We start from the raw sequence: 13,206 nt of genomic DNA on the forward strand, positions 1-13,206 counted from the left end.
TAAGCACAATGGCTACCGACTACGACAGCCCGCGCAAGACCGATGACGACCTGGGGGAGGACAGCCTCCAGGAACTCCAGGCGCGGCGCACGGACAAGTCGTCCGGCAGCATCGACATCGACGAGACCGATCTCGCCGAATCGCTCGAGCTGCCCGGTGCCGACCTGTCCAATGAGGAGCTCTCCCTGCGCGTGATACCGCGCCAGGCCGACGAGTTCACGTGTTCGCGTTGCTTCCTGGTGCACCACCGTAGCCAGCTGGCCTCCGAGCGGAACGGCCAGCAGGTCTGCCGGGAGTGCGCCGCCTAGTTGGGAGGCACCGTGGCAGCACCTGACAAGGAGAACGCCGAGCCCGACAGGGAAATCGGCGAGATCGTGGGCAAGCTCTCCCAACCCGGTGAGCTGGAGCCGGCCGAGCGGCGCAAGCTGCTCGGCCGACTAGCCCAATCTCTCGCGGCAGGCGCGAGGAAGGCACGCAAGAGCGGCGAGAGCCGAGGCCGATGGCTCGCCGACGTGTTCCTCAGCATCGCGCCCCGTATCCCCATCAGGGACCTGCAGACACTGTCCGAGCACCACCACGGCCTCACAGGTGAGCAACTCGCCGACGACCTGGTGCGCACCGCCCAGAAGGCCACCATGACCGTCGGCGCCATCGGCGGGGCACTGGCCGCCGCCGAGTTCGCCGCTCCACCCCTCCTTCTCTCCGCGCCGGCCCAGCTGGTCGCCGAGACGATCGTCGTGGCCGCCATCGAAGTCAAACTTCTGGCCGAGCTTCACGAGGTCTACGGCGTCCGCGTCGAGGGCACCGGCACCCAGCGTGCCGTCGCCTTCACCGCGGCCTGGGCCAGGCAGCGCGGAATCGACCCCTTCGCACCGGCCACGGTGACGCTCGCGATCGGCGCCGCCACCAAGACCGCGCTGCGCAACCGGCTGCTCAAGGTCCTGGGACGCCACCTGACCACGCTCGGGCCGTTCCTCACCGGCGCCGTCGCCGGAGGCGCGCTCAACCGGGCCGCCACCAAGCGGCTGGGCGAGGCGATCCGCAACGACCTGCGGGGCAGGCAGGCGCTGCCGACGCCCGGCAAGCGGGCCGTCGAGGCCGACTCCGCCCCCAGGCAGCTCGACCCCTGAGCCGCGATCGGACGAGCGGGGCCGCCTTCGGACGAGCGGGGGCCGCCTTCAGACGCGCAGGCCGTCGAACGTCATCTTCAGCACCGCGTCGGCCAGTTCGTCGGCCGTGCCGCCCCTGCCGGGCTGGTACCACTCGGTGATGGAGTTCACCGTCCCGAACAACAGCCGCGTCACCAGCGCCGGGTCCAGGTCGGGCCGGATCTGGCCGTCGGCCGCCGCCTCCTTCACCAGGTGCGCGATGAACCGGTCGAACTCGCGCCGCCGGTCGAGCGCCTGCTGCTCGGTCGTGCTGTTGCCGCGCACCCGCAGCAGCAGTGTCACGTACGGCAGGCGGTCCACCAGGATGCGGACGCTCTGCCGTACCACCCATTGCAGCCGCTCGATCGCGGGACCGTCGCTGGCCCGCTCGTCGGCCACCACCTCGAACAGCCCGTCCAGCGCCCGGTCCAGCGCCCGCGCGAGGAGCTGCTCCTTGCCGGGCACGTGGTAGTAGATGGCCGACTTGGTGACGCCGAGCGCGCGGGCCAGGTCCTCCATGCTGGTCCCGTCGAAGCCGCGCTCGTTGAAGACGCCCACGGCGATGGACAGCACGGACTCGGGGTCGTGTCCGCGCTTCCGCTGACGGGATGTGGTGGCCATATGGCTAATTATCCCGTCTGTCGATGACCCGTTTGAGCTTGCCGACGGATCGCTCCAGCGTCTCCGGCTCCACGATCTCCACCTCGACGCTCACCCCGACCGTGTCCTTGACCGCCCCGCGCAGCGCGGCGGCGGCCTCCCCGCGGCCCTCGAAGCCCGGCCTGGCCTCGACCTTGACGGTCATCACGTCCAGCCGCTCCGGCCGGGTCAGGTGCACCTGGAAGTGCGGCGACAGGCCGGGTGTGCGCAGCACGATCTCCTCGATCTGGGTGGGGAAGACGTTCACGCCGCGCAGGATGATCATGTCGTCGGTGCGCCCGGTCACCTTCTCCATGCGCCGGAACGCCGGCCGCGCGGTGCCGGGCAGCAGCCTGGTCAGGTCACGGGTGCGGTAGCGGATGATCGGCAGCGCCTGCTTGGTCAGCGAGGTGAAGACCAGCTCGCCCGCCTCGGCGACCTCGCCGGTGAACGGGTCGACCGTCTCCGGGTAGAAGTGGTCCTCCCAGACGTGCAGGCCGTCCTTGGTCTCCACGCACTCCTGCGCGACGCCGGGACCCATCACCTCCGACAGGCCGTAGATGTCGACCGCGTGCAGGTCGAAGCGCTCCTCGATCTCCTTGCGCATCTCCTCGGTCCAGGGCTCGGCGCCGAAGATCCCGACCTTGAGCGAACTGGCGCGCGGGTCGAGGCCCTGCGACTCGAACTCGTCGAGAAGCGCCAGCATGTACGACGGGGTCACCATGATGACCTCGGGCCGGAAGTCGTTGATGAGCTGGACCTGCCGGGGCGTCATGCCGCCGGAGACCGGCACGACCGTGCAGCCGAGCCGCTCGGCGCCGTAGTGGGCCCCGAGGCCGCCGGTGAACAGGCCGTAGCCGTAGGCGACGTGGACGATGTGGCCGGGTCGGCCGCCGGCGGCGCGGATGGAGCGGGCCATGACGCCGGACCAGGTGTCGACGTCCTGCCGTGTGTAGCCGACGACGGTGGGCTTGCCGGTGGTGCCGCTGGAGGCGTGGATCCGGACGACCTGCTCGCGGGGGACGGCGAACATGCCGAACGGGTAGGTATCGCGCAGGTCCTGCTTGGTGGTGAAGGGGAAGTGCGCGAGGTCGGTGAGTTCTTCGCAGTCGCGGGGGTGGACGCCTTGTTCGTCGAATTTATGACGATAAAACGGGACGTTTTGGTAGGCGTGGTTGAGCGTCCACTGCAGGCGCTCCAGTTGCAACGCGGTCAGCTCGTCCCGCGAAAGCCGTTCCGCGGGATCGAGGTCCTCCGGCGCGGGCGCTCCGGCCGTGTTCATGGGACGGTCCATGGGTCGCTTCACCGCATCTCCCTGCTTCTGCCGCGGAACTCCGCGACCACCCGGCCGCCGGAACCCGTCACCGTGATGTCGTAGATTCCGCTGCGTCCGTAACGCGTGCGCTCGGCCGCGGCGGCGGTCAGCACGTCGCCCTCCCGGGCGGGGGAGACGAAGGTGATCTCCGCCCCGGCCGCGACCGTCACCGGGCCGTAGGTGTTGCACGCGCACGCGAAGGCGGTGTCGGCCAGGAGGAAGACGTATCCGCCGTGGCACAGGCCGTGCCCGTTGACCATCTCCCCGGTCACCGCCATCCGGCAGGTCGCCCGGCCCTCCGCCAGATCGAGCAGTTCGATGCCCAGCGCCTTGGAGGCCGTGTCGGCGGCGAGCATACGACGCGCGCTTTCCAACGGAAGTCTCCCTTGTCAACTGACCGAATGTTCGGTAAACACTTCACGTCCGGCGGATCCCTGTCAAGAGAGGGACAACATGTTCGAGCAGAACCGCGAGACCCTGGACCAGGCGCTCTCCGCGATCTCGGAACGGGGCTACTGGAGCGCCTATCCCGAGTCGCCGAGCCCCCGCGTCTACGGAGAGGGCGCCGCCGAGCGGGGCAAGGAAGCGTTCGAGTCGTATCTGGGCAGACCCTTCCCCACCGACCAGCCGTCCTCCGGTGACCCGGTCGGGGCGGAACGCTCGCCGTACGGGATCGAACTCGGCGTCACCTACCCGCGGCCGGACGTCGCCGCCCTGATCGCCGCCGCCAAGGCGGCGCTGCCCGCCTGGCGCGACGCCGGGCCCGAGGCGCGCGCGCTCGCCTGCGTCGAGATCGTCAACCGCGTCAACAAGCGCTCCTTCGAGATCGCCAACGCCGTGCAGCACACCAGCGGCCAGGCGTTCGTCATGGCCTTCCAGGCCGGCGGCCCGCACGCCCAGGACCGCGCGCTCGAAGCCATCGCGTACGGCTACGCCGCCATGACCGCCTCCGGCACCGCGGCGCGCTGGGAGAAGCCGGCCAAGGGCGATCCGCTGGTGATGGAGAAGAAGTTCACCGTCGTGCCGCGGGGCATCGGCCTCGTCATCGGCTGCAACACCTTCCCGACCTGGAACTCCTACCCGGGCCTGTTCGCCTCGCTCGTCACCGGCAACCCCGTCATCGTCAAGCCCCACCCGCGCGCCGTCCTGCCGCTGGCCGTCTCCGTCCAGATCGCCCGCGAGGTGCTGGCCGAGGCGGGCTTCGACCCCGCCCTCGTGCAACTGGCCGTGGAGGAGGGCGTGGGCCTGGCCACCGACCTGGCCGTCCATCCGGACGTACGCATCGTCGACTTCACCGGCTCCACCACCTACGGCGACTGGCTGGAGGCGAACGCCCGCCAGGCGCTCGTCCACACCGAGAAGGCCGGGCTCAACACCGTCGTCCTCGACTCCACCGACGCCTACAAGGGCATGCTCGGCAACCTCGCCTTCTCCCTGTCGCTGTACAGCGGCCAGATGTGCACCGCGCCGCAGAACATCCTCATCCCGGCCGCCGGCATCGACACCGACGAGGGACACAAGAGCTTCGACGAGGTCGCCGCCGGGATCGCCGCCGCGGTCGGCAAACTCCTCGGCGACGACGCCCGCGCGGTCGAGCTGACCGGGGCGCTGGCCAACCCCGACGTGCTGGCCCGCGTCGACAACGCGCCCGCGCTGGGCCAGGTGGTCCTGGAATCACGGGCGCTCAAGCACCCGACCTTCCCCGAGGCGACCGTCAGGACGCCCGTCATCGTGCGCGTGGACCCCGCCCGATCCGACGTCTACGCCAGCGAGCACTTCGGGCCCATCTCCTTCGTCATCCCGGTGGAGTCGACCGAGGCGGCGCTGAACCTGCTCGGCGAGACCGTCTCGGCGCACGGGGCGCTGACGGCGGCCGTGTACTCGACCTCGCCCGATGTGCTGGACCGGGCGGAGAAGGCGGCGTTGGAGGCCGGGGTCAACCTCTCCTGCAACCTGACCGGCGGCATCTTCGTCAACCAGTCGGCGGCCTTCAGCGACTTCCACGGCTCCGGCGCCAACCCCGCGGCGACGGCCTCCCTCACCGATCCGGGGTATGTGGCGGGCCGCTTCCACATCGTCCAATCCCGCCGCCCGGCCTGACACCCCCGTCCCTGTGCCGTGCGGTACCGAGGGGCCGGGCCGGGAGAACGGGCCACCTGGTCCGGCCCTGGGGATCGTCGCCGCGCGACCACCACCGGGCCCGTTCGCGCACCCGACCCGACCGACGCCTCTGACCGTGCCGCGAACCGTGAGGAACCCGCATGACTGACATCCACCCGGCCGCCGGGGGACGACGGTGAACACCCTGCTCGTGGAGGAAAAGCCGGACCGGCTCGTGGTACGGCTCCACCGGCCCGAGGCCCGCAACGCGATCAACGCCGAGATGGTCGGCGACCTCCACGCGGTCTGCGGCCTCCTGGAAAGCGACCCCAAACCGCTGCTGCTGACCGGCGGCGACGGGTTCTTCGCCGCCGGGGCCGACATCGCCGAACTGCTCGAACGCGGCCGTGACCAGGCGCTACAGGGCATCAACAGCACGCTGTTCGAGCGAATTCGCCGCCTGCCGACGCCGACGGTGGCCGCGGTCGACGGTTACGCGCTGGGCGGCGGCGCCGAGCTGGCGTACGCCTGCGACATCAGGGTGGCCGGCACCCGGGCGAAGTTCGGCAACCCCGAGCCCCATCTGGGCATCATCGCCGGCGCCGGAGCGTGCTGGCGGCTGAAGGAACTGGTCGGCGAGCCGCTGGCCAAGCTGGTACTGCTGGCCGGGCACACCATCGACGCCCAGGAAGCGCTGTCGTCCCGCCTCGTCGCCTCCGTGCACGAGCAGGCGTCCCTGGAGGCCGCGGCCCACGCCCTGATCGACCGCATGGCGCAGATGTCACCCGCTGCGCTCCGTCTGACCAAGCTCGTCCTGGACGCCCCGCCTGCCGCCCACCCGGTCACCGACCACCTGGCCCAGGCCGTGCTGTTCGAGGACCCCGACAAGCACGCCCGTATGCGGAAATTTCTGGACCGGGACCGGAAGGACGGCAGATGACCGACGCACCCCACCGCCTGCGGGTGGCCGTCATCGGCGGCGGCCGGATGGGCGCCGGCATAGCCCAGGTCTTCCTAACGGCCGGAGCGGAGGTAACCGTCCAGGAACCCGAAGCCGCGGCCGCCCACGCCCGCATAGCCAAGGGCCTGGCCATAGCCGAATCCAGATCCACCCCCACCGGCCAACCTCCCAGCCCCGAGCCCGCCACCCCCGGCTCGGCCCACCCGAGGCCCGTCACCCCTGGCTCCGTCGGCCCGGGGTCGGTCACCTCTGGGTCTGTCAGCCCGGGGTCGGTCAGCCCTGGGGTTCTCGGCTCTGGTGGCGGGGTCGTCAGGGCGGTGGAGGCGTTGGCTCGGTTGGTGATGGGGCCGGTGCCGCGTGGTGTGGATCTGGTGGTCGAGGCGGTGCCGGAGGATCCCAAGCTCAAGGTCGAGGTTCTGGCCGAGGCGGAGGCGCGGGCGGGGGAACGGGCCGTACTGGCGAGCAATACGAGTTCGCTGTCGATCGGAGAGCTGGCGGCGGGGCTTGATCGGCCCGAGCGGCTGATCGGGCTGCACTTCTTCAATCCCGTGCCGGTGCAGAAGCTGGTCGAGATCGTGGTGACGCCCGGCACTCCGGATGACGTGCTCGGGCGGGCCCAGGGGTGGGTGGAGCTGATCGGGAAGACGGGGGTGGTGGTCAACGACTCGCCGGGATTCGCTTCCAGCCGGCTGGGGGTGCTGCTGGGGCTGGAGGCCATGCGGATGGTCGAGGAGGGCGTCGCCTCGCCCGAGGACATCGACATCGCCATGGAACTCGGCTACCGGCACCCGATGGGGCCGATCCGGCTCGGTGACCTCGTGGGGCTGGATGTGCGGCTGGCCATCGCCGAGTACCTGCACAGGAAACTCGGCGATCGGTTCGAGCCGCCCCGGATCCTGCGGGAGAAGGTCGCCGCAGGGGAGCTGGGGCGTAAGTCGGGGAAAGGGTTCTATACGTGGGAGGAGGATCGATGAGCGGGATATTTCAGGAAGTCATCGACGCGGACGAGCGCATCGAACCACGCGACGACATGCCCGACGCCTACCGCAAGACGCTGATCCGGCAGATCGCCCAGCACGCGCACTCCGAGATCATCGGCATGCAGCCGGAAGGTAGCTGGATCACCCGGGCGCCCTCGCTCAAGCGCAAGGCGATCCTGCTGGCCAAGGTTCAGGACGAGGCGGGGCACGGGCTCTACCTCTACAGCGCCGCCGAGACGCTCGGCGTCCACCGCGACGAACTGCTCGACGCCCTCCACGAGGGCCGCCAGCGCTACTCCTCGATCTTCAACTATCCGACCCCCACCTGGGCGGACATGGGCGCGATCGGGTGGCTGGTGGACGGCGCCGCCATCGTCAACCAGGTGCCGTTGTGCCGGTGCTCGTACGGGCCGTACGCGCGGGCGATGGTGCGGATCTGCAAGGAGGAGAGCTTCCACCAGCGGCAGGGCTACGAGCTCCTCCACACGCTCGCCCACGGCACGCCCGCCCAGAAGCGCATGGCCCAGGACGCGGTGGACCGCTGGTACTGGCCGTCCCTCATGATGTTCGGCCCGCCGGACACCGAGTCGACCCATTCCGCGCAGTCGATGGCCTGGAAGATCAAGCGCCACTCCAACGACGAGCTGCGGCAGCGGTTCATCGACATGCTGGTGCCGCAGGCCGAGATCTTGGGCCTCACCCTCCCCGACCCCGACCTGAGCTGGAACTCCGCGCGCGGCCACTACGACCACGGCGAGATCGACTGGGCGGAGTTCAAGCGCGTGCTGGCGGGCGACGGGCCCCTGAACGCCGAACGCATGTCCCACCGCCGCCGTGCCCACGAGGAGGGCGCCTGGGTCCGCGAAGCCGCCACCGCCTACGCGACCCGTCCCCGCTCCCACCCATCCACCCCTGGGGCGGCGGATTCCAGCCCGCCGGCCCGCGAGGCACCGGGCTCCGAGGGGCCGGCCCCCGGGATGTCAGCCCCCGGGTCGTCGGACCACGGAGTGTCAGGCCTGGGGGTGTCAGACCGTGGATCGGCGCGACGCGGGGCGCCGGGGGATGGGACGGCGGGGCCCGGGGCGGTGCCGGGGGAGAGCGGTTCCGGGGTTGGGGAGGTGGGCTGATGTTGTGGGAGGTGTTCGTGCGGCCCAAGCGTGGGTTGTCGCATGTGCACGCCGGGAGCCTGCATGCCGAGGACGCCGAGCTGGCGTTGCGGCATGCCCGGGATCTGTACACCCGCCGCCAGGAGGGCGTGAGCATCTGGGTCGTCCCGGCCGCCGAGATCACCGCCTCGTCGCCGGATGAGAAGGACGCGTTCTTCGACCCGGCGGGGGACAAGCCGTACCGGCATCCGACCTTCTACGACCTGCCCGAGGGGGTGAAGCACCTGTGAACTCCCTGGAGATCGGTGACGACTGCCTCGTGCTGTCGCAGCGGCTGGCCGAGTGGGTGACGCGGGCGCCCACCCTTGAGGAGGACGTCGCTCTGGCCAACCTCTCGCTCGACCTTCTCGGGCAGGCCCGCTCCTTGTTGTCGCGGGTCGGGGACGAGGACGAGCTGGCGTATCTGCGCGGGCCCGGGGAGTTCCGCAACTGTCTGCTCGTGGAGCAGCCCAACGGGGACTTCGCGCACACGGTGGTGCGGCACCTGCTGTACGCGAGCTTCCTGTTCGAGGTGTACGGCGCGCATCCCGAGGACGGGGTGGCCGCCAAGGGCGTCAAGGAGATCGCCTACCACCGCGACTACGCCGCCCTCTGGACCAGGCGCCTCGGCCTGGGCACCGACGAGAGCCACCGCCGCATGACGGCCGCTCTGGACGCGCTCTGGCCGTACACGGGGGAGCTGTTCGCCCAAGAAGACACCCAAGACACCCGTGACGCCGGAGCGGACACTGTGCTCAGGGAGCCCTGGGCGGAGTATGTCGGGGCGGTGCTGGGGGAGGCGGGGCTGGCCGTGCCGGAGGGCGCCGGGCAGCGGTACGGTGGGCGCAGAGGCGAGCACAGCGAGCACCTGAGCGCCCTCCTCGCCGAGATGCAGGCCCTGCACCGCGAGCACCAGGGCGCCACATGGTGACGCTCGCGCAGGCCAGAGCGGCGGTCGCGGCGGTGCCGGATCCTGAGCTGCCCGTGCTCACCCTCGGCGATCTGGGCATCGTCAGGGAGGTCAGGCAGGGGGCGGACGGAGGGTTCGAGGTGGTGGTGACGCCCACGTACTCGGGGTGCCCGGCCATGGACGCCATCCGCGAGGACATCGGGCGGGCGTTGCCCGGCGCGGTGGTCACGACGGTGCTGTCGCCGCCCTGGAGTACGGACTGGATCACCGACGAGGGCAGGGAGAAGCTGCGCGAGCACGGGATCTCGCCGCCGGGCCGCCCGGGCGCCCGGGGGGCGGTCGCGCTGGAGCTGAGCGCGCGGTGCCCCCGGTGCGGGTCGCCGGAGACCCGCCTGGTCAGCCGGTACGGCTCGACCGCGTGCAAGGCGCTCTACACGTGCCGCGTGTGCCTGGAGCCGTTCGACCATTTCAAGGAGATCTGACGTGAGCCGCTTCCGGCCACTCACGGTCGCGGCCGTGGAACGCCTGACCGACGACGCGGTGGCGGTGACGTTCGAGGAGCGGCTGCCGTTCGTGCAGGGGCAGCATCTCACCGTGCGCGTCTTCCTCGACGGCCTTGAGGTACGGCGCAGCTACTCCATCTGCTCCCCGGCGGGCGGCCCCCTCAGGATCGGGGTCAAGCGGCTCCCGGGCGGTGCGTTCTCCGAGTGGGCCAACTCCATGCTCAAGCCGGGGGACGTGGTGGAGGCGATGCCGCCACTCGGCCGGTTCACCACCCCGCTATATCCGGAAAAATCGCGGCATCATCTGGCCATCGCCGCCGGATCCGGCATCACCCCCGTCATCTCCCTGCTGACGACCACGCTGGAGGTCGAGCCGCTCAGCCGCTTCACCCTCGTCTACGGCAACAGAACGGCCAGAGAGGTCATGTTCGCCGAGGAACTGGCCGACCTGAAGGACGTCTACGGCAGCCGCCTCAACCTCCTCCACGTCCTCAGCCAGGAGCCCCAGGAGGCGCCGATCGCCAGCGGCCGCATCGACGCGGACAAGATGCGCACCCTGCTGCCCCTGCTCGGCGAGGCCGACGAGTACTACCTGTGCGGCCCGATCGGCCTGGTCGAGACGGTCAGGGGGATGCTGGGGGGCGGACGGGTCCATTACGAGCTGTTCTACGCGGGGGAGCCGGTCGCGAGGGCGCATGCCGTACCGGATGGGGCGGTTTTCGACTTCACGCTCGACGGCCGCACCACGCGCGTGAACCTGCGCGACGACGAGAGCCTGCTCGGCGCCGCGCTGAGGGTGCGCGCGGACGCGCCCTACGCCTGCAGGGGCGGCGTCTGCGGCACCTGCCGCGTCCGGGTGAGCAGGGGTGAGGTCGCGATGGACCAGAACTACGCGCTGGAGCCCGGAGAACTGGCGGCCGGCTACAGGCTGGCCTGCCAGAGCCACCCCGTCACCGAGCACGTCACAGCGGACTTCGACGCCTGAGAACGCGTGAGAACGCCTGAGAACACATGAGAGCGCCTGTTGTGAAGGAGCGGAAGAAGATGGCCAAGCCGTTCGCCTCATCCGAGGATCTGGGCGAGAAGCGGCAGACGCTGCACGTCCTGGCCGAAGGCGTCTACGCGCTCACCGCCGAGGGCGATCCCAACGTGGGCGCGGTCGAGGGCGAGGACTTCGTGGTGTGCTTCGAGGCGCTGGCCACCCCGGTCGCCGCCCGCGAGTGGCTGGCGAAGCTGCGTGAGCACACGGACAAACCGGTGCGCTACCTGGTCCTGTCCCACTACCACGCCGTGCGGGTCCTGGGGGCCTCGGCGTTCGGCGCGGACGTGATCGTGGCGCACGAGAAGACCCGCGAGCTCATCGCCGAGCGCGGCGAGCAGGACTGGGCCAGCGAGTACGGCAGGATGCCCCGCCTGTTCAAGGAACCCGCCTCGATCCCCGGCCTGACCTGGCCCACCGCCACGTTCAGCGACCGCTTCACCATCGAGCTCGGCGGTGACAGGGGGGAGCTGGTCCTGGCGTACTGCGGGCGCGGCCACACCGAGGGCGACCTGGTGATGTGGCTGCCGAAGCACCGGATCATGTTCGCCGGAGACCTCGTGGAGTCGCAGGCCGCCCTGTACACCGGCGACGCCTTCCACCGCGACTGGGCGTCGGGCACGCTCGACCGGGTGGCGGAGTTCGGCGCCGGGACGCTGGTCGGCGGCAGGGGCGCGGTGGCGACGGGCAAGGACGAGGTCGAGGCGGCCATCGCCCAGACGCGTGAGTTCCTGGACGTGATGATCAGGGAGGTGGGCGGCAGCCGTACGCTCAAGGAGGCGTTCGAACGCACCCACGCGGCGCTCGCGCCCCGCTACGGACGCTGGCCGATCTTCGAGCACTGCCTGCCGTTCGACGTCTCGCGGCTGTGGGACGAGCTGCACGGGATCGAGCGCCCGGTCATCTGGACCGCCGAGAGGGACAGGGACGTATGGGCGGCCCTGCAGTCATAGTGGTCGGCGCGGGCCCGGTCGGCCAGACGGCGGCGCTGCTGCTGGCCCGCTGGGGGCTGCCGGTGCTGGTCCTGGACCGCAGGCCGGCGCGTGACCTGGAGGGCTCGCGTTCGATCTGCCAGCAGCGCGACGTGCTCGACCTCTGGTCGTGGCTGGGCGTGCCGCAGGTGGCCGAGGAGGGCCTGACGTGGACCACCGCGCGCACCTACTACCGCGACCGCGAGCTGTTCTCGTGGAGCTTCGGCGCGCAGGGCCCGCTGCCGCCGTTCGTCAACATCTCGCAGGCCCGCACGGAGGAACTGCTCGACGCGGCCATCGCCGCCGAGCCGCTCATCGAGGTGCGCTGGGACCACGAGGTGACCGGCCTGGAGCAGGACGGCGAGGGGGTGACGGTCCGCTGCGGCGATCAGGTGACGCGCGCGCCCTACGTGCTGGCCTGCGCGGGCGCCCGCGCCCACGGGGTACGGCAGGCGCTCGGCGTCACCTTCGACGGGCACTCCTTCGACGACCGGTTCCTCATCTGCGACATCCGGGCCGACCTGCCGGGCTGGGAGCAGGAGCGCCGCTTCTACTTCGACCCGGAGTGGAACCCCGGCCGCCAGGTCCTCATCCACCCGTGTCCCGGCTCGACGTATCGGATCGACTGGCAGGTCCCGCCCGGCTACCTCGCAACATCAGATGATATTTCGCGAAAAATCAGGCAAATCATCGGCGACCGGCCGTATGAGCTCGTCTGGCAGTCGGTCTACCGCTTCCACTCCCGGATCGCCTCCCGGATGCGCGTGGGACGGGTCCTGCTGGCCGGGGACTGCGCCCACCTCGTGGCCCCCTTCGGCGCCCGCGGGCTCAACTCCGGCGTGCCCGACGCCGAGAACGCCGCCTGGAAGCTGGCCACCGTCCTGCGTGGCTGGGCCCCGGAGGAACTGCTGGAGACCTACCACGACGAACGGCACGCCGCCGCCCGGGAGAACCTGGAGGTCACCACGGCCACCATGCGCTTCCTGGTGCCCACGGACGAGGCCGGGCGGGCGCACCGGCGCGACGTGCTGGAGCGGGGCGCGATCGAGGAGGTCGACTCCGGGCGCTTCGCCGAGCCGTACTGGTACGTCGACTCCCCGCTCACCACGCCGGGCCGCCCCTTCGCCGGGCGCCCGCCCAAGGGACAGAGCCCGGCTCCGGCGCCCGGGGTGATCCTTCCGGACTGTCCCGTGCCGGGGGGACGGCTGCGCGAGATGTGCAGGAGCGGTTTCCTGCTACTCCTGGGTGAAATGTGCGATTCGGGTTTGTTTGCCCAGATCCCGGGGAAGGTGACTACGGCGCCGCTCGCCGTTCGCGAGCTCGCGGAGATCGATGGGACCGGAGCCCTGGCCGAGACTCTCGGTGCGGCGCCGGATGAGGTATGGCTCGTCAGGCCCGACGCCCACATCGCCGCGATGATCCCCCATGCGGGGACCGAAGAGGTGGCGGCCGCCGTGAGCCGTGCCTTGCGGCTTGCGTACAGTGAGTCGTAGGA

At 70.7% G+C, this 13,206-nt stretch carries 14 protein-coding genes and 1 pseudogene; 12 read left to right on the forward strand and 3 right to left on the reverse strand.

Annotated elements, in window-relative coordinates; genetic code table 11:
• Positions 1-8 precede the first annotated feature (8 nt).
• Positions 9-308, forward strand: coding sequence for a DUF4193 domain-containing protein (locus tag ACIBI5_RS02370; RefSeq protein ID WP_090929286.1), 300 nt, complete (start codon positions 9-11; stop codon positions 306-308).
• Between the two features lie 12 nt (positions 309-320).
• Positions 321-1,130: a hypothetical protein gene (locus tag ACIBI5_RS02375; RefSeq protein WP_397242344.1), complete on the forward strand. Its 810-nt coding sequence runs from the start codon at positions 321-323 to the stop codon at positions 1,128-1,130.
• A gap of 48 nt (positions 1,131-1,178) precedes the next feature.
• Here ACIBI5_RS02375 and ACIBI5_RS02380 read toward each other — a convergent pair whose 3' ends face one another.
• From ACIBI5_RS02380 to paaI, 3 genes are read right to left on the reverse strand one after another with little or no spacing between them, the layout of a single operon-like run.
• Positions 1,179-1,769, reverse strand: a complete 591-nt coding sequence (locus tag ACIBI5_RS02380; RefSeq protein ID WP_397242346.1) for a TetR/AcrR family transcriptional regulator — start codon at positions 1,767-1,769, stop codon at positions 1,179-1,181.
• 4 nt (positions 1,770-1,773) lie between these two features.
• Positions 1,774-3,081, reverse strand: coding sequence for a phenylacetate--CoA ligase PaaK (paaK, locus tag ACIBI5_RS02385; RefSeq protein ID WP_397243769.1), 1,308 nt, complete (start codon positions 3,079-3,081; stop codon positions 1,774-1,776).
• An 8-nt stretch (positions 3,082-3,089) separates the two neighbouring features.
• On the reverse strand, positions 3,090-3,458 hold the full coding sequence (gene paaI, locus ACIBI5_RS02390) for a hydroxyphenylacetyl-CoA thioesterase PaaI (protein ID WP_397243771.1): 369 nt from the start codon (positions 3,456-3,458) through the stop codon (positions 3,090-3,092).
• A gap of 97 nt (positions 3,459-3,555) precedes the next feature.
• Between paaI and paaN the strand changes: the two genes are divergently transcribed.
• From paaN to ACIBI5_RS02440, 10 genes and pseudogenes are all read left to right on the forward strand, one after another.
• Positions 3,556-5,202 carry a phenylacetic acid degradation protein PaaN gene (gene paaN / locus ACIBI5_RS02395; RefSeq protein WP_397242348.1) on the forward strand — a complete coding sequence of 549 codons (1,647 nt, stop codon included), beginning with the start codon at positions 3,556-3,558 and terminating at the stop codon, positions 5,200-5,202.
• Positions 5,203-5,398: 196 nt separating this feature from the next.
• Entirely contained in the window at positions 5,399-6,142 is a 744-nt protein-coding gene (locus ACIBI5_RS02400) for an enoyl-CoA hydratase/isomerase family protein (protein WP_397242350.1), read from the forward strand.
• Positions 6,139-7,137: a 3-hydroxyacyl-CoA dehydrogenase family protein gene (locus ACIBI5_RS02405; protein WP_397242352.1), complete on the forward strand. Its 999-nt coding sequence runs from the start codon at positions 6,139-6,141 to the stop codon at positions 7,135-7,137. The genes ACIBI5_RS02400 and ACIBI5_RS02405 overlap by 4 nt, the downstream gene beginning before the upstream one ends.
• Positions 7,134-8,063 (forward strand): annotated as a pseudogene (gene paaA, locus ACIBI5_RS02410) (1,2-phenylacetyl-CoA epoxidase subunit PaaA); the annotation flags it as partial. The gene ACIBI5_RS02405 and the pseudogene paaA, both read left to right, overlap by 4 nt.
• A 206-nt stretch (positions 8,064-8,269) precedes the next feature.
• Positions 8,270-8,539, forward strand: a complete 270-nt coding sequence (gene paaB, locus ACIBI5_RS02415; RefSeq protein WP_379609714.1) for a 1,2-phenylacetyl-CoA epoxidase subunit PaaB — start codon at positions 8,270-8,272, stop codon at positions 8,537-8,539.
• On the forward strand, positions 8,536-9,219 hold the full coding sequence (paaC, locus tag ACIBI5_RS02420; RefSeq protein ID WP_397242354.1) for a 1,2-phenylacetyl-CoA epoxidase subunit PaaC: 684 nt from the start codon (positions 8,536-8,538) through the stop codon (positions 9,217-9,219). Before paaB ends, paaC begins: the two co-directional genes overlap by 4 nt.
• Positions 9,213-9,680, forward strand: coding sequence for a 1,2-phenylacetyl-CoA epoxidase subunit PaaD (gene paaD, locus ACIBI5_RS02425; protein ID WP_397242356.1), 468 nt, complete (start codon positions 9,213-9,215; stop codon positions 9,678-9,680). The genes paaC and paaD overlap by 7 nt, the downstream gene beginning before the upstream one ends.
• Before the next feature lies 1 nt (position 9,681).
• Positions 9,682-10,686 carry a 2Fe-2S iron-sulfur cluster-binding protein gene (locus ACIBI5_RS02430; protein ID WP_397242358.1) on the forward strand — a complete coding sequence of 335 codons (1,005 nt, stop codon included), beginning with the start codon at positions 9,682-9,684 and terminating at the stop codon, positions 10,684-10,686.
• A gap of 59 nt (positions 10,687-10,745) precedes the next feature.
• Entirely contained in the window at positions 10,746-11,693 is a 948-nt protein-coding gene (locus ACIBI5_RS02435) for an MBL fold metallo-hydrolase (protein ID WP_397243773.1), read from the forward strand.
• The gene (locus ACIBI5_RS02440; RefSeq protein WP_397242360.1) at positions 11,672-13,204 is read left to right on the forward strand and encodes an FAD-dependent monooxygenase; all 1,533 of its coding nucleotides are present in this window, start codon (positions 11,672-11,674) and stop codon (positions 13,202-13,204) included. Before ACIBI5_RS02435 ends, ACIBI5_RS02440 begins: the two co-directional genes overlap by 22 nt.
• Positions 13,205-13,206 lie beyond the last annotated feature (2 nt).

The organism is Nonomuraea sp. NPDC050540 (assembly GCF_044457485.1).
In the GTDB taxonomy this organism is placed as follows: Bacteria; Actinomycetota; Actinomycetes; order Streptosporangiales; family Streptosporangiaceae; genus Nonomuraea.

What these genes read in the sequence shown, in the direction of transcription:
- ACIBI5_RS02370 (WP_090929286.1), top strand. Translation starts at nt 9, where the DNA reads ATGGCTACCGACTACGACAGCCCGCGCAAGACCGATGACGACCTGGGG.
- ACIBI5_RS02380 (WP_397242346.1), bottom strand. Translation starts at nt 1,769, where the DNA reads ATGGCCACCACATCCCGTCAGCGGAAGCGCGGACACGACCCCGAGTCC.
- paaK (WP_397243769.1), bottom strand. Translation starts at nt 3,081, where the DNA reads ATGGACCGTCCCATGAACACGGCCGGAGCGCCCGCGCCGGAGGACCTC.
- paaI (WP_397243771.1), bottom strand. Translation starts at nt 3,458, where the DNA reads ATGCTCGCCGCCGACACGGCCTCCAAGGCGCTGGGCATCGAACTGCTC.
- paaN (WP_397242348.1), top strand. Translation starts at nt 3,556, where the DNA reads ATGTTCGAGCAGAACCGCGAGACCCTGGACCAGGCGCTCTCCGCGATC.
- ACIBI5_RS02405 (WP_397242352.1), top strand. Translation starts at nt 6,139, where the DNA reads ATGACCGACGCACCCCACCGCCTGCGGGTGGCCGTCATCGGCGGCGGC.
- paaB (WP_379609714.1), top strand. Translation starts at nt 8,270, where the DNA reads ATGTTGTGGGAGGTGTTCGTGCGGCCCAAGCGTGGGTTGTCGCATGTG.
- paaD (WP_397242356.1), top strand. Translation starts at nt 9,213, where the DNA reads ATGGTGACGCTCGCGCAGGCCAGAGCGGCGGTCGCGGCGGTGCCGGAT.
- ACIBI5_RS02435 (WP_397243773.1), top strand. Translation starts at nt 10,746, where the DNA reads ATGGCCAAGCCGTTCGCCTCATCCGAGGATCTGGGCGAGAAGCGGCAG.
- ACIBI5_RS02440 (WP_397242360.1), top strand. Translation starts at nt 11,672, where the DNA reads ATGGGCGGCCCTGCAGTCATAGTGGTCGGCGCGGGCCCGGTCGGCCAG.